This window comes from Serratia sp. JKS000199 (assembly GCF_900215455.1).
Classification (GTDB): Bacteria; Pseudomonadota; Gammaproteobacteria; order Enterobacterales; family Enterobacteriaceae; genus Serratia; species Serratia ureilytica.
The window spans coordinates 4,896,844-4,919,981 of sequence record NZ_LT907843.1 but is presented as its reverse complement, the minus strand read 5'-3'; the positions used below and the strand labels follow the sequence as shown (position 1 = coordinate 4,919,981).

The window sequence follows — 23,138 nt, the reverse complement described above, 5'->3', positions numbered from 1 at the left end:
GTTGGCTTATGTCGTTTAAGATTGCTCTGCTTGCGGGTATCATTTTGCGATACACATTCCAAATGACTAGTTCAGATTTAGCGTTTCTTGAGGATTTTCATGAATAACAACGAGCAGCTTTTCTTAAACGAGCTGGATAACAAATTTTGGAAGGCCGCCGATAAGCTGCGTGCCAATATGGATGCCGCCAACTACAAGCATGTAGTCCTGGGGCTGATCTTTCTAAAATATGTTTCCGATGCCTTCGAGGCTCGCCAGCAGGAGCTGATCACTTTGTTCCGCGATGTTGGCAACCCGGACAACATCTATGCCATGTCACGCGACGATTACGATTCTGATGAAGAGTACGCTCAAGCGATCCAGGAAGAACTAGAGGTCGAAGATTACTACACCGAGAAAAACGTCTTCTGGGTACCCAAAGCCGCACGCTGGGAAACGCTGAAAAACAAAGCCATGCTGCCGACCGGGACGGTATTGTGGGTCGATAAGACCACAGGCCAAGAAATTAAACTGCGATCGGTCTCTTGGCTTATCGACAATGCGCTGGATGAAATTGAAAAAACCAACCCAAAACTGAAAGGTATTTTGAACCGCATCAGCCAATTCCAACTGGGCAATGAGGTTTTGACTGGCCTCATCAACACCTTCTCCGACGCAAACTTCAGCAAACCAGAATATAACGGCGAGAAGCTAAGCTTAAAAAGCAAAGATATTCTTGGACACGTTTACGAATATTTCCTCGGCCAGTTTGCACTGGCGGAAGGCAAACAAGGCGGCCAGTACTACACACCAAAAAGTATCGTTACGCTGATTGTCGAAATGCTGCAGCCGTATAACGGGCGCGTGTATGACCCGGCAATGGGTTCCGGTGGGTTCTTCGTCTCTAGCGATCGTTTTATTGAAGAACACGCGGGTGAGAAAAATTACAACGCTGCTGAACAGAAGCGCAATATCTCCGTCTACGGCCAGGAGTCTAACCCGACCACCTGGAAACTGGCAGCGATGAACATGGCGATCCGCGGAATCGACTTTAACTTCGGTACGAAAAACGCCGATACCCTGCTAGACGATCAGCACCCGGATCTGCGTGCCGACTTCGTGATGGCTAACCCGCCGTTCAACATGAAAGAGTGGTGGAACGCAAAGCTGGAAAACGACGTGCGCTGGAAGTACGGCACACCGCCGCAGGGCAACGCTAACTTCGCCTGGATGCAGCACATGATCCACCATCTGGCCCCGAAAGGCTCGATGGCGCTGCTGCTGGCCAACGGTTCGATGAGTTCCAACACCAATAACGAAGGCGAAATCCGTCGCAACCTGATCGAAGCGGATTTGGTGGAGTGCATGGTAGCACTGCCGGGGCAGCTGTTTACTAACACCCAAATCCCGGCTTGTATCTGGTTCCTGACCAAGGATAAATCCGGCGGCAACGGTAAAGCGCACCGTAAGGGCGAAGTGCTGTTTATCGACGCCCGACAAATTGGCTTTATGAAAGACCGCGTACTGCGTGATTTCACCCGCGAGGATATCGCCAAAATTGCCGACACCTTCCACGGCTGGCAGGAAGATAAAGATTACCAGGACGAAGCCGGATTCTGCTTCTCAGCCACGCTGGAGAATATTCAGAAAAACGACTTTGTGTTAACCCCAGGGCGTTATGTTGGCGCTGCTGAGCAGGCAGAAGATGATGAGCAATTTGCAGAGAAGATGGCGCGACTGACGGCGCAGCTTAAAACTCAGATGGAAGAGAGTGCTAAACTGGAAGCACAGATTAAGACGAACCTGTGGGGGCTGGGTTATGAGTTTTGAAGAACAGCGTCTCGAGGAGCTTTGCGAATTAGTTATTGATTGCCCCCACTCCACGCCAAAATGGACGGATGAGGGTTTTATTGTTCTTCGAAATCAAAATATTCGTAATGGTGTATTAGATCTCTCAACACCGAGTTTTACAGATGAAGATGGCTACAAGAACAGAATTAAGCGGGCAAAACCTAAGGCGAATGATATCGTTTTTACTCGCGAAGCCCCAATGGGCGAGGTTTGCTTAATTCCTGAAGGTATTGAGTGTTGCCTTGGCCAGCGCCAAGTATTATTAAGAGCTAATAGTAAAGTTGATCCTTACTATTTATTTTGGGCCTTACAATCTCCCTATGTGCAACATCAAATTTCTTGGAATGAAGGTACGGGAACAACAGTAAGCAATGTGCGAATTCCTGTACTCAAGGATTTGAAAATTCCTCGATTGGGAGTAGCTGAGTCTTGGATTGCAAAAACAATGACTTCTTTAGCATTGAAATCTCAGATAAATAAAAAAATCAACCAAACCCTCGAGCAAATGGCGCAAGCCCTGTTCAAAAGCTGGTTTGTCGATTTTGAACCGGTAAAAGCTAAAATCGCGGTGCTTGAATCGGGAGGTTCTCAGGAAGACGCGACGCTGGCGGCCATGACGGCGATTTCTGGGAAAAATGCCGATGCACTGGTGGTGTTTGAACGTGAACACCCAGAGCAATATGCTGAGTTAAAAGCTACGGCAGAGCTGTTTCCGTCTGCGATACAGAATAGTGAGTTGGGGGAGATTCCTGAGGGATGGTGTCATGGGCCCTTGAGCGACATTGCTACTTTTGCCAACGGTAAAGTCGATGTTTGCTCTCTGACGCCTGAAACGTATATTTCTACTGAAAATATGCTGGAAAATCGGGCTGGTATTTCTACAGCCTCCTCACTGCCCTCAGTAAATAGCGTTCCTGAATTTAGATGTAGACACGTTCTAATTTCCAATATTCGTCCTTATTTTAAGAAAATTTGGTTGGCTCGTTTCAAGGGAGGACGTTCGGCGGATGTACTAGCCTTTGAAGCACGAGATTCAGTCAATGTAGAATATGTTTACAACCTTCTTTATCAAGAGGTTTTCTTTAATTTCATGATGCTTACCTCTAAAGGTGTGAAAATGCCTCGGGGTGATAAAAAAGCCATAATGGACTGGCAGTGCGTACATCCTGATAAGAAAATTTCAAACGCTTTTTCAAAAGCAGTTGGTGAATATTATTCATTCATTGAAATTAACAATGCGCAGAATAAAACGTTAACCCAACTCCGTGACACCCTTCTCCCCAAACTCCTCTCCGGTGAAATCACTCTGCCGGAAGTCGAGCAGGCTATAGGTGAGGTGGAAAATGTATAAAATTGACCGCCCTAACAATACCCTTCAATCATTGCTCGAAGTTTCTTTTAGCAGCCTCGGCTTTCGTGAGCGCGATCATTTGCAAGAATGGTTGGCAAAAAATCCGCAGGCGCTGACCAAGAAAGATGACAAAGAAGACGAACTGCTGATTATCCAGAAAGAGTTTGCAGGTTTCGACGATACCAAAGAGAGACTCGACCTGCTGGCTCTTGATAAAAAAGGCAATCTGGTGATCATCGAGAACAAGCTTGATGATTCTGGGCGCGACGTGGTGTGGCAAGCACTGAAATATGCCGGATACTGCGCTAATCTGCGTCAGGAAAGCGTGGTTGAAATCTTTCAGATGTATCTCGATCTTTATGATCCGAATGAAAAACGTCAAGCGGCTGATATCATTGCGGAGTTTATGGGATGGGAAAGCCTGAAAGAAGGGGTGCTCAACCGTAAAGGTACTCAGCGCGTCATCATGGTAGCAGCCAATTTCCGCAAAGAGGTCACCAATACCGCACTGTGGTTGATGCAATTTGGTATTAGGGCGCAGTGCTTCAAGGTGACACCCTACCGTTTCGGCGATGATGTTTTTGTCGATATTCGCCAGGTGATCCCAACGCCGGAAGCAGAATCGTACATGATCGGCATGGCACAAAAAGAGGCGGAAGAACAATCTACTTCCAGCAGCAGTGAGCTGCAACAGCGACATTATCTGCGCCGCGAATTCTGGGCGATGGCACTGGAAAAATTCCGTACCAGCCCATGCTCATTGTTTAACAACAGAGCACCATCCACCGACCACTGGCTTGCAGCTGGCTCCGGGTTAAGTGGAGTGCCTTTTGAACTAATTTTTTCGCAAAAAGATGCTCGTGTGCAGCTTAATATTTCCCGCGGAGATGCGCTTGAAAACACCTGGCTTTTTGAACGTCTGAAGGAACGCAAAACGCATATTGAATCGCTATTTGGTGAACCACTCGACTGGCGACTGCTACCAGAGAGGAAAAGCTGTCAGATTGTCTGCTCAAAAATATTTGATGGCGGGAATAAAGCACTCTGGCCCACCATTATTGACTGGATGACGGATGGCATGAACCGCCTAGAAAAAGCGATCCGCCCGAGCTTATTAGAACTGGCGATTGAGCTTAAGCAAACAGGGTTAATTACCGAGGGAGAGGAAGAGTAATGCTGAGTGAAGACGATTTAGAACAGCAAAGCCTACAGTGGTTTGCTGAACTGGGTTGGGAGGTATTACATGGCCCGGATATCGCGCCCGACAGTGATAATCCGCTGCGTGCTTCGTTCCACGATGTGTTTTTGCGTCCGTTATTGCTGGAACAGCTGCAAAAAATTAATCCGCATCTCCCGGTTGCCGTGCTGGATGAGGTGATATTGCGTATCGCCCATGCACAAAGCCCGGACCTAATCGTCAGTAACAAAGCCTTCCATCACCTGCTGCTCGACGGCGTGCCGGTACAGTATAAGCAGGACGATAACGTTATCCACGATAAAGCACTGTTGATGGATTTTTACCACCCGAACCATAACCGTTTTACGGTGGTCAATCAGGTAGCCATCCAGGGAACGAAGCAGGTGCGTCGCCCGGATGTCATCTGCTATATCAACGGGTTGCCGGTGGCAGTGATTGAACTGAAAAGCCCAATCGATGCCAATGCCGATATCTGGGCTGCATTCAATCAGCTACAGACCTATAAAAACGAACTCAGCGATTTGTTTATCTGCAACGAAGCGCTGGTAGTCAGCGACGGCTATAACGCCCGCATTGGTTCCCTTACCGCGAACGAAGAGCGTTTTCTTCCGTGGAAAACGCTGTCTAACGAAGACGACAAGCCGCTGTTTGAGTGGCAACTTGAAACGGTAGTTAAAGGATTCTTTAACCGTGAATTGCTGCTCGACTATATTCGCTACTTCATCCTGTTTGAAAACGACGGCAAACGACTGATTAAAAAGATTGCCGCTTATCATCAATTCCATGCCGTGCGAGAAGCGGTAGCAGCGACAATTGTGGCCTCTACCGGTAAACATTTGCCGCTACGCAGCAACATCACGCCAGGCAGTAAAAAAGCGGGCGTAGTTTGGCATACTCAAGGTTCTGGGAAGAGTATTTCAATGTGCTGCTACGCCGGGAAGCTGCTGCAACAGGCAGAAATGAACAACCCGACCATCGTGGTAGTGACCGACCGTAACGATCTCGACGGACAACTTTATGCCACGTTCTGCCAGGCGCAAGATTTGCTTAAGCAGGAACCGTTGCAGGCGAACGACCGCGACCAGCTCCGCGAGATGCTTAATGCCCGCGAATCAGGCGGAATTATTTTTACCACCGTACAAAAATTTGCCCCGCTGGACGGCGAACAAACTCACCCAGCGCTCAATCTACGCAGCAATATCGTCGTCATTTCCGATGAGGCGCACCGCAGTCAATATGGCCTTAATGCCACGTTGGATCGCGAAACAGGCGCTTATAAGTACGGTTACGCCAAACATATGCGCGATGCATTACCCAATGCATCGTTTATGGGCTTTACCGGAACACCTGTATCTTCCGAAGATAAAGATACTCGCGCGGTATTTGGTGATTACGTCTCTATCTACGATATTCAGGATGCGGTGGAAGATGGCGCAACCGTGCCTATCTACTATGAATCACGTCTGGCAAAACTCGACCTTAACCACGAAGAGCTGGAAACGCTCTCTGAGCAAGTTGATGAGCTGGTCGAAGACGAAGAGACCGATCAGAAAGAGAAAACTAAAGGCGACTGGAGCCGCCTGGAAAAACTTGTAGGTTCTGAACCGCGTATCAATCAGGTGGCTGCCGATCTGGTTCAGCATTTTGAGGCCCGTAATGCCACAATGAATGGCAAAGCGATGATTGTTGCCATGAGCCGTGAAATCTGCGTGAAACTGTATAATTCATTGGTCACCTTACGTCCGGAATGGCACAGCGATGATGTTGAGAAGGGTGAAATCAAAATCATCATGACCGGCTCAGCCTCCGATAATAAATTCCTGCAGCCGCACATCTACAATAAGCAGACCAAAAAACGCCTTGAAGCGCGCTTTAAAGATCTCAACGATCCGCTAAAACTGGTGATTGTGCGCGATATGTGGCTTACCGGGTTTGATGCCCCCTGCTGCCATACCATGTATATCGACAAGCCAATGCGCGGACATAACCTAATGCAGGCCATTGCACGCGTTAACCGAGTCTTTAAAGACAAACCTGGCGGGTTGGTGGTCGATTACATCGGGATTGCTAACGAGCTGAAGCAAGCTTTGAAAACCTATACCGATTCAAAAGGTAAGGGGCAGACCACTATCGATGCTCATGAAGCTTTCGCTATTCTGCTTGAAAAGCTGGATGTGATTCACGGCATGTTTGCCAAAACACCAACCGCTGCCGGGTTTGATTACACTGGTTTTGAAGAAGTACCCCAACGGTTTTTACTCAAAGCTGCAGATTACGTGCTGGGCCTCGATGATGGTAAAAAACGCTTTTTTGATGTCGTACTGGCAATGAACAAAGCCTGGTCACTGTGCAGTACGCTGGATGAAGCCAAACCATTGCAAAAAGAGATAGCGTTTCTGTCAGCGGTGAAAGTGGCGATTATCAAGCTGACGACAACCGACAAGAAATTCAGCCAGTCAGAGAAAAACACGCTGCTCGGTAAAATCCTTGATAACGCTATTATTGCGACCGGGGTGGATGATGTGTTTGCACTGGCGGGGTTGGGAAAACCCAATATCGGCTTACTTTCAGAAGAGTTTTTAGAAGAAGTGCGTGAAATGCCTCAGCGTAATCTGGCCGTTGAATTGCTAGAGAAATTGTTGAACGACGGCATTCATGCTCGTACAAAAAATAACGTAGTACAGGAGAAAAAGTATTCAGATCGCCTTAGGGCCGTATTGCTTAAGTACAATAACCGCGCAATAGAAACTGCACAGGTAATTGAAGAGCTTATACAGATGGCTAAAGAGTTCCAAGAAGCCATGGCACGCGACGATGCTCTAGGTCTCAATCCGGATGAGATCGCGTTCTACGATGCATTAGCAGAAAACGAAAGTGCTGTGCGTGAACTAGGTGACGAAACGCTCAAAAAACTGGCAATTGAAGTTACCTTGAAACTGCGGCAGTCCACTACGGTAGACTGGCAAGTACGAGAAAGTGTGCGTGCCAGACTGCGTATTTTGGTAAGACAAACACTGCGTAAATATAAATATCCTCCGGATAAAACCGCAGGTGCCGTTGAGCTTATTTTGAAACAAGCCGAGGTTGTTTCGAATAGTTGGACGATTTAAATTTCACTCATAAAGGGAAGATGAAACTTCCCTTTATGAAATTCATAAATAAACCACTCATATTATCATATTAAAACCTAATACGGCTCCAACATAACCTCCTCACCCCGTTTCCACACGATAAACCCGGCCTCATAAGGATGCAGAGGCGTACTGACAATAACACTGTACCCTTCACCAGGGATAAAATCATACCCATCGATGCCAGGAACACACTTCCCAGGTTCCAATGCAACAGGCGTGTTTGCATATGACTGTTCATAGACATAATTATCATTGCCATACTTCCATATGGCTACCGTGAGAATGGACTCCTCTTTTTCCATGTCATTCTTATCGACAAAAACGCAGATCTTGCTACCGACAGTCGTTGCTTTTGCCGGGCGTAAATTGACTTTATCCCCCATAGGGCAACCAGAGATAAAAAGAGGAATAAAGAGTAAGAGGAGTTTTTTCATAGTGGCAGCCCTGCGCTTCTGATTATGGGTTGAAATTTTGACAATGTACTTCTGTCTACTATCCCTGAGTAATTCCTACCGTATAAACCGATAAAATCGCTAACGCCAAACTTCTTGAGATAGAAATAGTCTGCAATTATCGATGCTTGCTGTTCCATACTATACTCACGCAACAGCAACCGATCGAGCCGATATTGATAGCTCACCGCCCAACTGAGAAGCCCACGGGTACGCACCCACATGCCTCTTTGATGCTGCCAAACATGTGCCATCTCGTGGATAAACAGGTGCTGTGCCAAATGATGCACCGTAAAATCAGGTCGGTATAAAGCCCTGCGAAAATACAATTCCCCATTCGGGCTCATCGCCGTGTACTGATTCTGTAGCCCAAACGGCAGGTAGCTGTCGCAGTGAACCAACACACTCTGATAGAAAATGGTGCTGCCAAACACCGAACGCGCCAGATTGACTTCGCCCGGCGTTAACGCCCGCGTGATCCCTTCCTGTTGCGGCTCCATCCTGGAACTCCTTGATGCGAAAGAGTCTAATGAAACGTCATTTTAACCTTTAAGGTCAATCAGATAGGCCTTAGGAAAGCATCAGGAAGATCCGGTTTTTACGGGGATGAGAAATGCGTCAATACAGAGTAAAGTGGGCAGCTAGAGGCGGCGGGCAGATTCCAGGCACAAAAAAACCACCTTTCGGTGGCTTCTTGTTCGCGCGGTACTTAATGGTGCCGAAGGCCGGACTCGAACCGGCACGTATCTCTACGGTTGATTTTGAATCAACTGCGTCTACCGATTTCGCCACTTCGGCACTGAAGTAGTATGCGGAAAACGGGTGAATTATACCTTCCCGCGACCAGCACGCAACACTTATCCGTTGTTCAATGAGTTAAGTGTCGAAAAAACCGCCGCCACGCGCGTTTGCCCGCCCCATCCTCTCGCTGTGCACCCCTCCCAACCACATTGATGATGAGCATACTGCATTGCAACGAGCATCCAGGATAAGGCGCCACACTCACGCAATACCATCCGATCCTAGGTTTCAGCATCGTTGCACAGAGCAATGATGGCTCCTGTGCCGAACGTCATTCACTCCCACGAACCAGAACCGCTCGCCCAACTGGCGAAACAGGTTCAGGAGCCCGGCACGCCGCAGGCCGCAACCCGCCTCCCCCATCGCCACTGTCTCACCCTGCGCCTGGCAAAAACAAAATAATCCCCAGCCGTAATGGCAATGCTGCAAATAATTGCACGCCAATGTGTCAGCGAATAAAGAATGAGGTTGCGCAACATTCCAAGAACACTATTTTTCATTAATGAATATCAGATGGGAAATAAAGAAGCGGAATGCTGCCTTCAGGGGAGAGACGCTATTTCGGTTAGATGGGGGGGTTATCTAAAATCACCAGGAAATAGCGTACATACGTAACAAAATAGCAACTCAAGGCGTAAAAACCAGCAGAGAACACTTGCCTCTGCAGAGTTAATAGCTTTAAGATGATGTAAGAAAATTTTCCCTGGTGTTGGCCAATATTGGCAGCCTGACCTACGCGGTCAGGTTTTTTTTTATATTTTTTATCAAAACATTACCGGGAAAGTGTATCGCCTTAAGGGGTGAGAAACTAGTTAGACTAAAGTACAGTCCCTTACTAGACCTTTATCAGTTCATGCAGGTTATTATTTCACATCGTAGAAATCGGGGCCGGTGCTGTATTGCTTCCCTCTCGTAAGCCGCCACGCTGCCCACTCAATACCGATTAACGCCCGTCATTTCCCGGTTCGAAAGCTGCCGTGAGCGAGCAGCCTATCCATCCACCGGTTTAATCAGCCGCAGCTCCATCCCCAGGCGCACGGCATGTCGGGCATTCGTGACCCCCAACTTTTTGACGACGTTGGACATATGGTACTTGATGGTGCCGGTCTTTATGCCCAGGATCATCGCCGTTTCCTGGTAGGTTTTACCCACGCTGGCCCAATAGAGGATTTCGTTTTCCCTGTCGGTAAAGCGGGCGTTGCCCTCCAGCGCTGCGGCGTTTTTATCTGACGGCGGGGCCAGCGCCAGATACGACTCATGGATTGAGGCCAGCAATACCGAGATTTCACCTTTACGTTCGATGAGCGCCGGGACGATTTCCGCTTTCTGTTCTGCGCTGAAGGCAAAGGAAAGCGTGACGAGATTGTTGTTGTAATCGTGCAATACGAAGGTATAGCCGTGCGTCACGCCAAACTCGCGGGCCTGCTCGAACAGTTCGGGAAAATGCAGCCCTGCGTCCGCCATGATTTGCTCGTCCCAGGCGAAGGGGGTCAGGCGGTTGCGGGCGGTAATCACCACCGGATCAATGTACTGCAACCCCTGCTCTTGATACTTGTTGACCCATTCAGTCGGGTAGTTGGTGACGCCAAAAATACAGGAAATGTCTTTTTTGGATAACACCACATACGCCCACAGGAGCTCGCCCAACTCCCCCAACGCCGCTTCCAGGCGCTTGCCGATGATATTGCTGAGATTGTATTCGTCTTCCATTGACTGCCCGCTCCCTCTATCCGCATGCCGCAGGGTTGACTATAGCACGCCGAAAAGCGACAGGTCGGGGGAGTGGTTCACCGGGGGCATACAGCACCCACAAAAAAGGCGCGGCCCCGCAGCCACGCCTTTTCCCATACCGATCGCCCCGCTACTTGCGTTTGAGCAGCATATACACGCTGATCAGCAGGAACAGCATGCTCGGCAGCAGCGCCCCCAGCACCGGCGGCATGCTGTAAACCATGCTCAGCGGGCCGAAGATCTGATCCAGCACGTAGAACAGGAAGCCGAAGCTGATGCCGGTCACCACGCGGATGCCCATCGGCACGCTGCGCAGCGGGCCGAAGATGAACGACAGCGCCATCAGCATCATCACCGCCACCGACAGCGGCGAGAAGATTTTTCGCCACATGTTGAGCTGGTATTTGTTGGATTCCTGGCCGCTCTGCTTCAGGTACTTCACGTAGTTGTGCAGCCCGCTGATGGAGAGCGAATCCGAATCCAGCGCCACCACGCCCAGCTTGTCCGGGGTCAGGTTGGTTTTCCATTCGCCGGTCAGCGTCTGGGTGCCGGTCACCTGTTTCGGGTTGGTCAGATCCGAGGTGTCCACCTGCGAAAGCTGCCACAGGCCGTTCTCGAAGCTGGCGGTGGCGGCATAGCGCACCGTCTCCAGGCGACGCTGATCGTTGAAGTGGTAGATATTCACGCCGGAGAGTTCTTTATCGCCGGAGACGCGCTCGATGTAGATGAAGTCGTTGCCGTCCTTCGCCCACAGCCCGCTCTTGGTGGAGAGCAGCGAGCCGCCGTACATCTGCTGGGCGCGGTAGTTGCGCGCCATCTGCTCGCCCTGCGGCGCCACCCACTCACCGATCGCCATGGTCAGCAGCACCAGCGGAATGGCGGTTTTCATCACCGAGCCGGCGATCTGCAGGCGGGTGAAGCCGGAAGCCTGCATCACCACCAGTTCGCTGCGCGTCGCGAGCTGGCCCAGGCCGAGCAGCGCGCCGAGCAGCGCCGCCATCGGGAAGAAGATCTCGATGTCTTTCGGCACGCTCAGCAGGGTGTACATGCCGGCGCTCAGCGCGGTGTATTCGCCCTGGCCGACCTTGCGCAGCTGATCGACGAACTTGATGATGCCGGACAGCGACACCAGCATGAACAGCGTCATGATGATGGTGTTGAAAATCGTTTTACCGATATAACGGTCTAATACGCCAAACATCAGGCCGCTCCTCTCAGGCGTGCGCGCAGCTTGCGCATCGGCACGGTATCCCACAGGTTCAGCGCCAGCGCCAGCGCGAAGTAAACGCCGTTAACCAGCCACAGCCACAGCATCGGATCCAGCTTGCCTTTGCCGGCGTTGGAACGCAGCGAGGTCTGCAGCAGGAAGAAGATCAGGTACAGCAGGATGGCCGGCAGCATGCTCAGCACGCGGCCCTGGCGCGGGTTCACCACGCTGAGCGGCACCACCAGCAGCGCCATCAGCGCCACCGACACCACCAACGTCAGGCGCCAGTGGAATTCGGCGCGCGCGTCCGGATCGTCGGATTCCCACAGCGTCTGCATCGACATCTGTTCGGATTCGGTGTTGTCCGCCGCCACGGTGCGGTGGCCAATCACCGCCTTGTAGTCGGTGAAGTCGGTAATGCGGAAGTCGCGCAGCAGCGCGGTGCCTTCAAAGCGGGTGCCCTTGTCGAGCGTCACCACCTGCGAGCCGTCTTTCTGCTGCACGATGTTACCGTGCTCAGCCACCACCACCGACGGGCGTTGGTTGCCGTTCGGCCGCAGCTGCGCCAGGAACACGTCGTTGAAGGTGCTGCCCTTCACGTTGCCGATAAACAGCACCGCGTTGCCGTCCTGCGAGGGTTTGAACTGCCCTTCCGCCAGCCCGGCGATGCTCGGGTTGGCCTTGGCTTCGTTCACCACCACGTCCTGATAGCGCGAGGCCCAGGGGCCGGCCCAAAATACGTTCACCGCCGCGATCGCAGAAGTGAGCAACGCCAGGATCATGGCGGCGATAATCAGGGTGCGTTTGCCCAGCCCGCAGGCGTGCATGACGGTGATTTCGCTCTCGGTATACAACCGCCCAAGCGTCATCAGCAAGCCGAGAAACAGGCTCAAAGGCAGGATGAGCTGCGCCATTTTCGGCACGCCCAACGCGAGCAGAGAGAGTACTAAGTTTGTCGGGATATTGCCGTCCACCGCGTCGCCCAACACCCTGACCAAATTCTGACAAAAGAAGATCAGAAGCAGGATGAACAGGATGGCGATTTGGCTCTTGAGCGTTTCCCGTACCAGATATCTTATGATGATCACGCTTATTACGCCTGTGAAAACTTGTCTTTTTGCAGGAAAATCGATAATTTCATCGTTAATCCGCCATTTATTCTCATCATATGGCAACCTTCACAGCTAAAATAGTATTACAACATCAAGCCGTTTGGGTGTCCTATAGGAACTTGCTTATAGTCGCCAAAACAGAGCAATTTATGCCGTTCAGGTTAACATAATCCGTTAACTCAAATGGCAGGAGATCGTTACGGAGTCGGTTATTCTAGCCGTAGCGTCCGCCTTTGTCTTTAAGATTCAGGAGAGTGCATGGAGTTCAGTGTAAAAAGCGGTAGCCCGGAAAAACAGCGCAGTGCCTGTATTGTAGTCGGCGTTTTCGAACCGCGCCGCCTGTCCCCTATCGCAGAACAACTCGACAAAATCAGTGATGGTTATATCAGCGCATTGCTGCGCCGTGGCGAACTGGAAGGCAAGGTCGGGCAGACGCTGCTACTGCACCATGTGCCCAACATTCTCTCCGAGCGCATCCTGCTGATCGGCTGCGGCAAAGAGCGCGAGCTCGATGAGCGCCAATACAAGCAGGTGATCCAGAAAACCATCAATACCCTCAACGACACCGGCTCGATGGAAGCGGTCTGCTTCCTGACCGAACTGCACGTGAAAGGCCGCAACACCTACTGGAAAGTGCGTCAGGCGGTGGAAACCGCCAAAGAGACGCTCTACACCTTCGATCAGCTGAAAAGCAACAAGGTGGAGCCGCGTCGTCCGCTGCGCAAAATGGTGTTCAACGTGCCGACCCGCCGTGAGCTCACCAGCGGCGAGCGCGCCATCCAGCACGGCCTGGCGGTGGCTTCCGGCATCAAGGCGGCCAAAGATCTCGGCAACATGCCGCCGAACATCTGTAACGCCGGCTACCTGGCCTCGCAGGCCCGCCAACTGGCGGACGCCTTCAGCACTAACATCACCACCCGCGTCATCGGCGAACAGCAGATGAAAGAGCTGGGCATGAACGCCTATCTGGCGGTCGGCGCCGGTTCGCAGAACGAATCATTGATGTCGGTGATGGAATATAAGGGCAACCCAAATCCGGACGCTAAGCCGATCGTGCTGGTAGGCAAAGGGCTGACCTTCGACTCCGGCGGCATCTCGATCAAACCGGCCGACGGCATGGACGAGATGAAATACGACATGTGCGGCGCGGCGACCGTGTACGGCGTGATGCGCGTGGTGGCGGAGCTGAACCTGCCGCTGAACGTGATCGGCGTGCTGGCCGGCTGTGAAAACATGCCGGGCGGCCGGGCGTATCGTCCGGGCGACGTGCTGACCACCATGTCCGGCCAGACCGTCGAGGTGCTGAACACCGACGCCGAAGGCCGCCTGGTGCTGTGCGACACCCTGACCTACGTCGAGCGCTTCGAGCCGGAGCTGGTGATCGACATCGCCACCCTGACCGGCGCCTGCGTGATCGCCTTGGGCCACCACATCACCGGCCTGATGTCGAACCACAACCCGCTGGCGCACGAGCTGCTGGGCGCTTCCGAGCAGGCCGGCGACCGCGCCTGGCGCCTGCCGATGGCCGACGAGTACTACGAGCAGCTGGACTCCAACTTCGCCGACATGGCGAACATCGGTGGCCGCCCTGGCGGCGCCATCACCGCCGCCTGCTTCCTGTCGCGCTTCACCCGCAAGTACACCTGGGCGCACCTGGACATCGCCGGCACCGCCTGGCGCTCTGGTAAAGCCAAGGGCGCGACCGGCCGCCCGGTGGCGCTGCTGTCTCAGTTCTTGCTCAACCGCGCAGGCCTGAACGGCGACGATTAAATCTGAGCGGTAATTCAGGTATAATCCCAAGGGGCACAGCATGCTGTGCCCCTACATTTTTTTATCGGCAGCGGTGGATCCTTAATGAAACAGGCGACGTTTTATTTGCTCGACAACGCGGAACCGTCAGGCGCGCTCAGCGCCCATGAGGCCGTGGCCTGCGCCGTTGCCGCCAGCGGCTTCCGCGCCGGCAAGCGGGTGCTGATCGCCTGCGAGAGTCAGGAGCAGGCCCAGCGGCTGGACGAAGCGCTGTGGCAGCGCGAGCCGCATGAATTCGTGCCGCACAACCTGGCCGGCGAAGGGCCGCACTACGGCGCGCCGGTGGAACTGTGCTGGCCCGGCAAGCGCGGCAACGCCCCGCGCGATCTGCTGATCGCCCTGCTGCCGCAGTTTGCCGATTTTGCTACCGCTTTCCATGAAGTGGTAGACTTCGTTCCTTACGAAGACACTCTGAAACAGTTGGCGCGCGACCGCTACAAGGCCTATCGCAGCGTCGGCTTCCATTTGACCACGGCTACGCCGCCAACTCACTGAATACGATAAAGAATGGAAAAGACAAACAGTCAGCTCGACACCGCATACGACCCAAAACAGATCGAACAGAAGCTGTACGATCACTGGGAGAGTCAGGGTTACTTCAAGCCGAACGGCGACACCAGCCAGGAAAGCTTCTGCATCATGATCCCGCCGCCGAACGTCACCGGCAGTCTGCACATGGGCCACGCGTTCCAGCAGACCATCATGGACACCATGATTCGCTATCAGCGCATGCAGGGTAAAAACACCCTGTGGCAGGCGGGCACCGACCACGCCGGCATCGCCACCCAGATGGTGGTGGAGCGCAAGATCGCCGCGGAAGAAGGCAAAACCCGCCACGACTACGGCCGTGACGCGTTCATCGACAAAATCTGGCAGTGGAAGGCGGAATCCGGCGGCACCATCACCCGCCAGATGCGCCGTCTGGGCAACTCCGTGGACTGGGAGCGCGAGCGCTTCACCATGGACGAAGGCCTGTCGAACGCGGTGCGCGAAGTGTTTGTCCGTCTGCACAAAGAAGACCTGATCTACCGCGGCAAGCGCCTGGTGAACTGGGATCCGAAGCTGCGCACCGCCATCTCCGATCTGGAAGTGGAAAACCGCGAATCCAAAGGCTCCATGTGGCACCTGCGCTACCCGCTGGCCGACGGCGCGAAAACCGCCGAGGGCAAAGACTACCTGGTGGTCGCCACCACCCGTCCGGAAACCGTGCTGGGCGATACCGGCGTGGCGGTCAACCCGGAAGATCCGCGCTATAAAGACCTGATCGGCAAAGAGATCATTCTGCCGCTGGTCGGCCGCCGCATCCGCATCGTCGGCGACGAACACGCCGATATGGAAAAAGGCACCGGCTGCGTGAAGATCACCCCGGCGCACGATTTCAACGACTACGAAGTCGGCAAACGCCACGGCCTGCCGATGATCAACATTCTGACTTTCGACGGCGACATCCGTCAGGAAGCGGAAGTGTTCAACACCCTGGGCGAAGTCTGCACCGACTACTGCAGCGAAATCCCGGCCGAGTTCCGCGGCCTGGAGCGTTTCGCGGCGCGGAAAGCGGTGGTTGCCGCCTTCGATAATCTGGGCCTGCTGGACGAGGTCAAACCGCACGACCTGACGGTGCCTTACGGCGACCGCGGCGGCGTGGTGATCGAACCGATGCTGACCGACCAATGGTACGTGCGCACCGCGCCGCTGGCCAAAGTGGCGGTGGAAGCGGTCGAACAGGGCGACATCCAGTTCGTACCGAAGCAGTACGAAAACATGTACTTCAGCTGGATGCGCGACATCCAGGACTGGTGCATCTCGCGTCAGCTGTGGTGGGGCCACCGCATCCCGGCCTGGTACGACGTGAACGGCAAAGTCTACGTGGGCCGCAGCGAAGAAGAAGTGCGCAGCGAGAACAACCTGGGCGCCGACGTGGTGCTGACCCAGGACGAAGACGTGCTGGACACCTGGTTCTCGTCCGGCCTGTGGACCTTCTCTACCCTGGGCTGGCCGGAGCAGACCGAGGCGCTGAAAACCTTCCACCCGACCAGCGTGATGGTCAGCGGCTTCGACATCATCTTCTTCTGGATCGCGCGCATGATCATGCTGACCATGCACTTCATCAAGGATGAAAACGGCAAGCCGCAGGTGCCGTTCAAGACCGTCTACATGACCGGTCTTATCCGCGACGACGAAGGCCAGAAGATGTCCAAGTCCAAAGGCAACGTGATCGATCCGCTGGACATGGTCGACGGCATCTCGCTGGAAGATCTGCTGGAAAAACGCACCGGCAACATGATGCAGCCGCAGCTGGCGGAGAAAATCCGCAAGCGCACCGAGAAGCAATTCCCGAACGGCATCGAGCCGCACGGCACCGACGCCCTGCGCTTCACCCTGGCGGCGCTGGCATCGACCGGCCGCGACATCAACTGGGACATGAAGCGCCTGGAAGGCTACCGCAACTTCTGTAACAAGCTGTGGAACGCCAGCCGCTTCGTGCTGATGAACACCGAAGCGCACGACTGCGGCTTCAACGGCGGCGAGAAAGTGCTGTCGCTGGCGGATCGCTGGATCCTGGCCGAATTCAACCGCACGGTGAAAGCCTACCGCGAAGCGCTGGACACCTACCGCTTCGATCTGGCGGCCAACATCCTGTACGAATTCACCTGGAACCAGTTCTGCGACTGGTATCTGGAGCTGACCAAGCCGGTGGTGAGCAACGGCAGCGAAGCGGAACAGCGCGGCACCCGCCACACGCTGATTACCGTGCTGGAAGCGCTGCTGCGCCTGGCGCACCCGATCATTCCATTCATCACCGAAACCATCTGGCAGCGCGTGAAGCCGCTGACCGGCACGACCGCAGACACCATCATGCTGCAGCCGTTCCCGGCCTACGACGCCGCGCTGGAAGACGAGCAGGCGCTGAACGATCTGGAGTGGATCAAGCAAACCATCATCGCCGTGCGCAACATCCGCGCCGAGATGAACATCGCGCCTAGCAAAACGCTCGACGTGCTGCTGCGCAACTGCAGCGCCGACGCCCAGCGCCGCGTGCAGGAGAACCAAAGCTTTATCGCCCGTCTGGCGCGCCTGGAATCCATCGCGCTGCTGCCGGCCGGAGAGAAAGGCCCGGTCTCCGTCACCAAGCTGGTGGACGGCGCCGAGTTGCTGATCCCGATGGCCGGCTTCATCGACAAGGACGCCGAGATCGCGCGTCTGGCCAAAGAGATGGGTAAACTGGATGCGGAAATCGCTTCGATCGAAGGCAAGCTGGCGAACGAAGGCTTCGTGGCGCGCGCGCCGGAGGCGGTGGTCGCCAAAGAACGCGATCGTCTGGCGGCCTGCAAAGAAGGCAAAGTGAAGCTGCAGGAACAGCAGGCGACCATCGCTGCGCTGTAATCCACCGGCTCACGCCAACGCCTGAAAAACAGCGGGGTCTTCCCCGCTGTTTTTTTATCGCCGTTGCATCCGGGCCGGGTTAGATGTTATTACAAGATATTACTGCTGCAGGGACGCCGCCGGGAAATAATCCCCGGCGCGTTTCGTGCTGCGATAAAAACGAAAAACGAACGTGGTCTCTTTCAATGGCGAGTGTAAACATGACAACAGCAACCCCGGCGCGCCTGCTGGTGCGCCCCATCACGGCGGAAGACAATGCCGCCATTGCTCACGTCATTCGCGAAGTCTCCGCCGAGCACGGCCTGACGGCGGATAAAGGCTATACCGTCTCCGATCCCAATCTGGACGCCCTGTATCAGCTCTACAGCCTGCCGCGCAGCGCTTACTGGGTGATCGAGGTGGACGGCCAGGTCGCCGGCGGCGGCGGCATCGCGCCGCTGCAGGGCGGCGCAGACGATATTTGCGAATTGCAGAAGATGTATTTCCTGCCGGTATTGCGCGGCAAGGGATTGGCGAAACGCCTGGCGCTGCAGGCGCTGGATTTCGCCCGCCGGCACGGCTTCCGCTGTTGTTACCTCGAGACCACCGCCAGCCTGACGCAGGCCGTCGCGCTGTACGAACACCTGGGCTTTGAACACATCGACCACGCGATGGGCGCCACCGGCCACGTCGATTGCGAAGTCACCATGCTGAAAACGCTGTAATCGCCCCCCGCCTCTTCATCAGGGTGCAGCTTGCTGCGCCTTTTTTATTAATATCGCAATCAATCAGTAAAACTCGCTATAACGCCGTTTTTCAAGCAGATAAACTGACGTTAAAAACCGCGATGTAAATTTAATGTGAAGTTCGTTAATAAATTAACGATCGTAAATTGACCGCTTGCTCCTCCGCGCTACTCTGCCAGTATCCCAATCGCGCACGGAGAGCTGTCATGTCGGAAAACACCTTTGATTACATTATCGTCGGCGCCGGTTCCGCCGGCTGCGTGCTGGCGGCGCAGCTGATCCGCCGCACCCAGGCGCGGGTGCTGCTGCTGGAAGCCGGCGGCGACGACAATAACCTGTTTATCAAGATGCCGGCCGGCGTGGCCAAGATCATCGCCAAAAAGAGCTGGCCCTACGAAACGGAACCGGAACCGCACGCCAACAACCGCCGCATGCAGATCGCGCAGGGCAAAGTGCTGGGCGGCAGCAGTTCGGTCAACGGCATGATCTACCTGCGCGGCCAGCCGCAAGATTACGACGACTGGGCCGAGCGCTATGGCTGCGCCGGCTGGAGCTACCGGGAGGTGCTGCCCTACTTCAAACGCGCCGAGGCCAACGAAAGCCTGTCCGACGACTACCACGGCGCCGACGGGCTGCTGCCGGTCAGCGAAAACCGCTATCGCCACCCGCTCAGCATGGCGTTTATCCGCGCCGGCCAGGAGCTGAACCTGCCCTATCGCAACGACTTCAACGGCGACAGCCAGCACGGCGTCGGTTTCTACCAAACCACCACCCGCAACGGCGAGCGCGCCAGCACCGCCCGCACCTACCTGAAGGCGGTGCGCGACGAACGGCGGCTGGTGGTGAAACTGAACGCCCTGGCGCACCGGCTGACCTTCGAGGGCAACGTCGCCACCGGCGTGGTCTACAGCCAGAACGGCGGCGCGGAAGTGACCGCGCGCGCCACCAAAGAGGTGATCGTCAGCGCCGGCGCGGTCGGTTCGCCGAAGCTGCTGATGCTGTCCGGCATCGGCCCGCGCGACCACCTGCAGCAGCTGGGCATCGAGGTGCGGGCGGATCTGCCGGTGGGTAAAAACTTCCACGACCACCTGCACATGTCGATCAACGTCAGCACCCGCGAGCCGATCAGCCTGTTCGGCGCCGATCGCGGCCTGCAGGCGCTGAGCCACGGCGCGCAGTGGCTGGCGTTTCGCAGCGGGGTGCTCTCATCCAACGTGCTGGAAGGCGCCGCCTTCACCGACAGCCGGGGCGACGGCCGGCCGGACGTGCAGATCCACTTTCTGCCGCTGCTGGACAGCTGGGACGACGTGCCCGGCGAGCCGCTGCCGAACATTCACGGCTTCACGCTCAAGGTCGGCTATCTGCAACCGAAGGCGCGCGGCGAAGTGCTGCTGCGCAGCAGCAACCCGCGCGATCCGGTCAAGCTGCACGCTAACTACCTCGGCCACCCGGACGATCTGGCCGGTAGCGTGCGCGCGGTGAAGTTCGGCCTGGGCTTCCTGCAAACCGCGGCGCTGAAACCGCTGATCAAAGATCTGCTGATGCCGCAGCCGGAGTGGACGCGCGACGACGCACAGCTGGAAGCCTTTGTGCGCAACTTCTGCAAGACGGTGTATCACCCGGTGGGCAGCTGCCGCATGGGGCCGTCGCCGCAGGACGCGGTGACCGATCCGCAGCTGCGGGTGCACGGTTTTGAACGGCTGCGGGTGATCGACTGCTCAGTGATGCCGCAGCTCACCAGCGGCAATACCAATGCGCCGACCATTATGCTGGCGGAAAAGGCGGTGGATCTGTTGCTGGGCGCGCCGCAGTAAGGGCGCGCCTCAACGTCAGGCGGCGGCGGGCACGCCGCTGTGGAAACGCAGCTCGCTGTCCGGCGACAGGATCAGTTCAGCTTCGAGGCGGCCGAAATGCGCCACCCGTTCGCTGATGTCGCCGCCGGCGATCTGTTCCGCCAGCGTCAAGTAGTCCTGATAGTGGCGCGCTTCGGATCGCAGCAGCGAGACGTAAAAGCGGTTCAGCTCATCGTCCAGGTGCGGCGCCAGTTTGGCGAAGCGCTCGCAGGATCGCGCTTCGATGTAGGCGCCGCAGATCAGTTTGTCGATCAGCGTCGCCGGATCGTGGGTGCGGATCTCGCGGATCATACCCTTGGCATAGCGGCTGGCGGTGATCTTACGATACGGGATCCCGCGCGCCTGCATGATCTCCAGCACCTGCGAGAAGTGATGCAGTTCTTCCTTGATCAGCAGCACCATGCGATCCGCCAGATCCTGGCCGTAGGCCGAGCCATTTTTCGGCAGGATCTTACGGGTGAACTGGCCCTGACGGAACAATGTGTCGGGCGCGCCCTGCGCTTCGTGCAGAAATGCCTCGTAGGGCCGCAGCAGCGCCAACAGCGCGTCGCCGCTCTCTTTGTCCGCCACGTAGCGGCGGATCAACCACATGCCGGTCTGCGCGGCTTTCAGCTCGCACACCAGGTGGTCGGTCAGCAACAGCTGCAGGTTTTCCGGACGGCGCGCGGCGTCGATCCAGGCGTCGGGAGTTTCACAGTGCAGGAAGCTTAAAATCGGGGCTAGCAGGGATTGGTATGTCATCGGCTTCATTGCCCTATGTATTTCAAGTTGCAGCTAGGCGGCCAGCTCACTCATCCCCAGGAGCTTACTCAGGTAAGTGACTGGGGTGAGAGAGTGCAGCCAACAACGCTGCAGCTTGAAAGACGACGGGGATATCAGGGGCCGGCGAGAGCCGGCCCACAGGCATTAATAGGAAAGGAATTAGTGGCGTTTGCCGTCGTCGTCTTCGTCAATGTAGTCGCCGTCTTCGTCATCCTCACCGTCTTCACCGTTCGGATCTTCGAAGTAGGTGCCCCAGCCGTCGTAGTTGACGCCGCAGCGCTCCGCCAGCGCCACCAGCTGTTCTACCTGGGCGTCGATCAGCTCGGCGTTCAGGCCGACTTCGCTGATCACGTCGCAGCACATCACCAGCGAACCGTCTTCCACTTCCAGCTCTTCGGCGTCGGTCACTTCGTAGCCCAGCTTGAAGGCTTCAACGGCGGCCTGCTCCAGAACCTCAAATTTCTCGGCGGACAGATGGTGCTCGATGGTGTAGAGCGCGTCCGGATCGCTGCCGTCTTCCAGCAGCTCTTCGATGATCAGGCGGGTCTCTTCACGTTGTTCTTCCAGCAATTCGCGGTTTGCCATGCCTATATCCTCAAGTCAAATGGCCTTCATTCCTTCTATTTTCACACACCGCCGACGTTGCTTCCACGATAAACGTGAAAGATTTCCTCGCCGGGGTTGAAATTGAATATTCATACATATAAAGTGAATTTTAATTCAATTACACAATCAGGGAATCGGACTATGAGCACCGGCAATGCGTTCTACCAACGTCACTTTCTGAGGTTAATGGATTTCACCCCCGCCGAACTGCAGGCGCTGCTGAAGCTGGCGGCCGATCTGAAACAGGCCAAAAAGCTGGGGCAGGAACAGCGCCGGCTGCAGGGCAAAAACATTGCGCTCATCTTCGAAAAAGACTCGACCCGCACGCGATGCTCTTTCGAAGTTGCCGCATTCGATCAGGGCGCGCAGGTGACCTATCTCGGCCCAAGCGGCAGCCAGATCGGCCATAAAGAGTCGATGAAAGACACCGCCCGGGTGCTGGGCCGCCTGTACGACGGTATTCAGTATCGCGGCTACGGCCAGGCGCTGGTGGAAACCCTGGCGGAACACGCCGGCGTGCCGGTGTGGAACGGCCTGACCGACGAGTTCCACCCTACCCAATTGCTGGCGGATCTGCTCACCGTGCAGGAACACCTGCCGGGCAAGGCGCTGAACGAAGTGAAGCTGGCGTACGTCGGCGACGCGCGCAACAACATGGGCAACACGCTGCTGGAAGCCGCCGCGCTGGCGGGCATGGATCTGCGGCTGGTGGCGCCGAAGGCCTGTTGGCCACAGCCGGAGCTGGTGGCCGAATGCCAGGCGCTGGCGCAGCAAACCGGCGCGAAACTCACCCTGACCGAAGACATCGCCGAAGGGGTGCAAGACGCCGATTTCCTCTACACCGACGTGTGGGTGTCGATGGGCGAACCGAAAGAGACCTGGCAGGAGCGTATCGCGCTGCTGCGGCCGTATCAGGTCAACATGGCGATGCTGAAACTGACCGGCAACCCGAACGTGAAGTTCCTGCACTGCCTGCCGGCGTTCCACGACGATCAAACCACGCTCGGCAAGCAGATGGCGCAGCAGTACGATCTGCACGGCGGCATGGAAGTGACCGACGAAGTGTTCGAGTCGGCGCACAGCGTGGTGTTCGATCAGGCGGAAAACCGGCTGCATACCATCAAGGCGGTGCTGGTCGCCACGCTGAGCGCAACGCTCTGACACGCCTCTCCCTCCGCCCTGG

17 protein-coding genes and 1 tRNA gene are annotated in these 23,138 nt (G+C 55.4%); 10 read left to right on the top strand and 8 right to left on the bottom strand.

The window, feature by feature from the left end; all coding sequences use genetic code 11:
• Positions 1-99 precede the first annotated feature (99 nt).
• The 4 genes from CPH57_RS23265 to CPH57_RS23250 are packed head-to-tail and all read left to right on the top strand — an operon-like array spanning position 100 to position 7,489.
• Complete coding sequence (locus tag CPH57_RS23265; protein ID WP_096242757.1) at positions 100-1,809, top strand: class I SAM-dependent DNA methyltransferase; 1,710 nt, start codon at positions 100-102, stop codon at positions 1,807-1,809.
• Positions 1,799-3,181 (top strand): restriction endonuclease subunit S, encoded by a 1,383-nt coding sequence (locus CPH57_RS23260; RefSeq protein ID WP_096242756.1) that lies wholly within the window; start codon positions 1,799-1,801, stop codon positions 3,179-3,181. Before CPH57_RS23265 ends, CPH57_RS23260 begins: the two co-directional genes overlap by 11 nt.
• Entirely contained in the window at positions 3,174-4,355 is a 1,182-nt protein-coding gene (locus tag CPH57_RS23255) for a DUF4268 domain-containing protein (RefSeq protein ID WP_096242755.1), read from the top strand. Before CPH57_RS23260 ends, CPH57_RS23255 begins: the two co-directional genes overlap by 8 nt.
• Entirely contained in the window at positions 4,355-7,489 is a 3,135-nt protein-coding gene (locus tag CPH57_RS23250) for a type I restriction endonuclease subunit R (protein WP_096242754.1), read from the top strand. Before CPH57_RS23255 ends, CPH57_RS23250 begins: the two co-directional genes overlap by 1 nt.
• Positions 7,490-7,566: 77 nt before the next feature.
• On the opposite strand, the gene CPH57_RS23245 is transcribed toward CPH57_RS23250, so the two are convergent.
• From CPH57_RS23245 to lptF, 6 genes are all read right to left on the bottom strand, one after another.
• Complete coding sequence (locus tag CPH57_RS23245; RefSeq protein ID WP_096242753.1) at positions 7,567-7,947, bottom strand: putative T6SS immunity periplasmic lipoprotein; 381 nt, start codon at positions 7,945-7,947, stop codon at positions 7,567-7,569.
• Entirely contained in the window at positions 7,944-8,465 is a 522-nt protein-coding gene (locus tag CPH57_RS23240) for a type IV secretion protein Rhs (protein ID WP_072626407.1), read from the bottom strand. Before CPH57_RS23240 ends, CPH57_RS23245 begins: the two co-directional genes overlap by 4 nt.
• A gap of 213 nt (positions 8,466-8,678) precedes the next feature.
• A tRNA-Leu gene (locus tag CPH57_RS23235) sits at positions 8,679-8,763 on the bottom strand.
• A gap of 993 nt (positions 8,764-9,756) precedes the next feature.
• Positions 9,757-10,476: an autoinducer binding domain-containing protein gene (locus tag CPH57_RS23230; protein ID WP_096242752.1), complete on the bottom strand. Its 720-nt coding sequence runs from the start codon at positions 10,474-10,476 to the stop codon at positions 9,757-9,759.
• A 151-nt stretch (positions 10,477-10,627) separates the two neighbouring features.
• Positions 10,628-11,698, bottom strand: a complete 1,071-nt coding sequence (gene lptG, locus CPH57_RS23225) for an LPS export ABC transporter permease LptG (protein WP_033641698.1) — start codon at positions 11,696-11,698, stop codon at positions 10,628-10,630.
• Positions 11,698-12,792 carry an LPS export ABC transporter permease LptF gene (lptF, locus tag CPH57_RS23220; RefSeq protein WP_033641697.1) on the bottom strand — a complete coding sequence of 365 codons (1,095 nt, stop codon included), beginning with the start codon at positions 12,790-12,792 and terminating at the stop codon, positions 11,698-11,700. Before lptF ends, lptG begins: the two co-directional genes overlap by 1 nt.
• 282 nt (positions 12,793-13,074) lie before the next feature.
• On the opposite strand from lptF, the gene pepA reads away from it, so the two are divergent.
• The 5 genes from pepA (at position 13,075) to CPH57_RS23195 (ending at position 20,548) form a co-directional block, all read left to right on the top strand.
• Positions 13,075-14,586, top strand: a complete 1,512-nt coding sequence (gene pepA / locus CPH57_RS23215) for a leucyl aminopeptidase (RefSeq protein ID WP_004933352.1) — start codon at positions 13,075-13,077, stop codon at positions 14,584-14,586.
• Between the two features lie 84 nt (positions 14,587-14,670).
• Positions 14,671-15,120, top strand: a complete 450-nt coding sequence (locus tag CPH57_RS23210) for a DNA polymerase III subunit chi (protein WP_042783579.1) — start codon at positions 14,671-14,673, stop codon at positions 15,118-15,120.
• A 12-nt stretch (positions 15,121-15,132) separates the two neighbouring features.
• Positions 15,133-18,009 carry a valine--tRNA ligase gene (locus CPH57_RS23205; protein ID WP_096242751.1) on the top strand — a complete coding sequence of 959 codons (2,877 nt, stop codon included), beginning with the start codon at positions 15,133-15,135 and terminating at the stop codon, positions 18,007-18,009.
• Positions 18,010-18,209: 200 nt separating this feature from the next.
• On the top strand, positions 18,210-18,713 hold the full coding sequence (locus tag CPH57_RS23200; protein WP_033636872.1) for a GNAT family N-acetyltransferase: 504 nt from the start codon (positions 18,210-18,212) through the stop codon (positions 18,711-18,713).
• A 227-nt stretch (positions 18,714-18,940) separates the two neighbouring features.
• Positions 18,941-20,548: a GMC family oxidoreductase gene (locus CPH57_RS23195; protein ID WP_096242750.1), complete on the top strand. Its 1,608-nt coding sequence runs from the start codon at positions 18,941-18,943 to the stop codon at positions 20,546-20,548.
• Positions 20,549-20,563: 15 nt separating this feature from the next.
• On the opposite strand, the gene miaE is transcribed toward CPH57_RS23195, so the two are convergent.
• Together miaE and rraB are read right to left on the bottom strand one after the other, a co-directional pair.
• The gene (miaE, locus tag CPH57_RS23190) at positions 20,564-21,328 is read right to left on the bottom strand and encodes a tRNA isopentenyl-2-thiomethyl-A-37 hydroxylase MiaE (protein ID WP_015376459.1); all 765 of its coding nucleotides are present in this window, start codon (positions 21,326-21,328) and stop codon (positions 20,564-20,566) included.
• A 180-nt stretch (positions 21,329-21,508) separates the two neighbouring features.
• Complete coding sequence (rraB, locus tag CPH57_RS23180) at positions 21,509-21,934, bottom strand: ribonuclease E inhibitor RraB (protein WP_004933365.1); 426 nt, start codon at positions 21,932-21,934, stop codon at positions 21,509-21,511.
• A 162-nt stretch (positions 21,935-22,096) separates the two neighbouring features.
• Between rraB and argF the strand changes: the two genes are divergently transcribed.
• Positions 22,097-23,116, top strand: a complete 1,020-nt coding sequence (gene argF / locus CPH57_RS23175; protein WP_096242749.1) for an ornithine carbamoyltransferase — start codon at positions 22,097-22,099, stop codon at positions 23,114-23,116.
• The last annotated feature ends 22 nt before the right edge of the window (positions 23,117-23,138 follow it).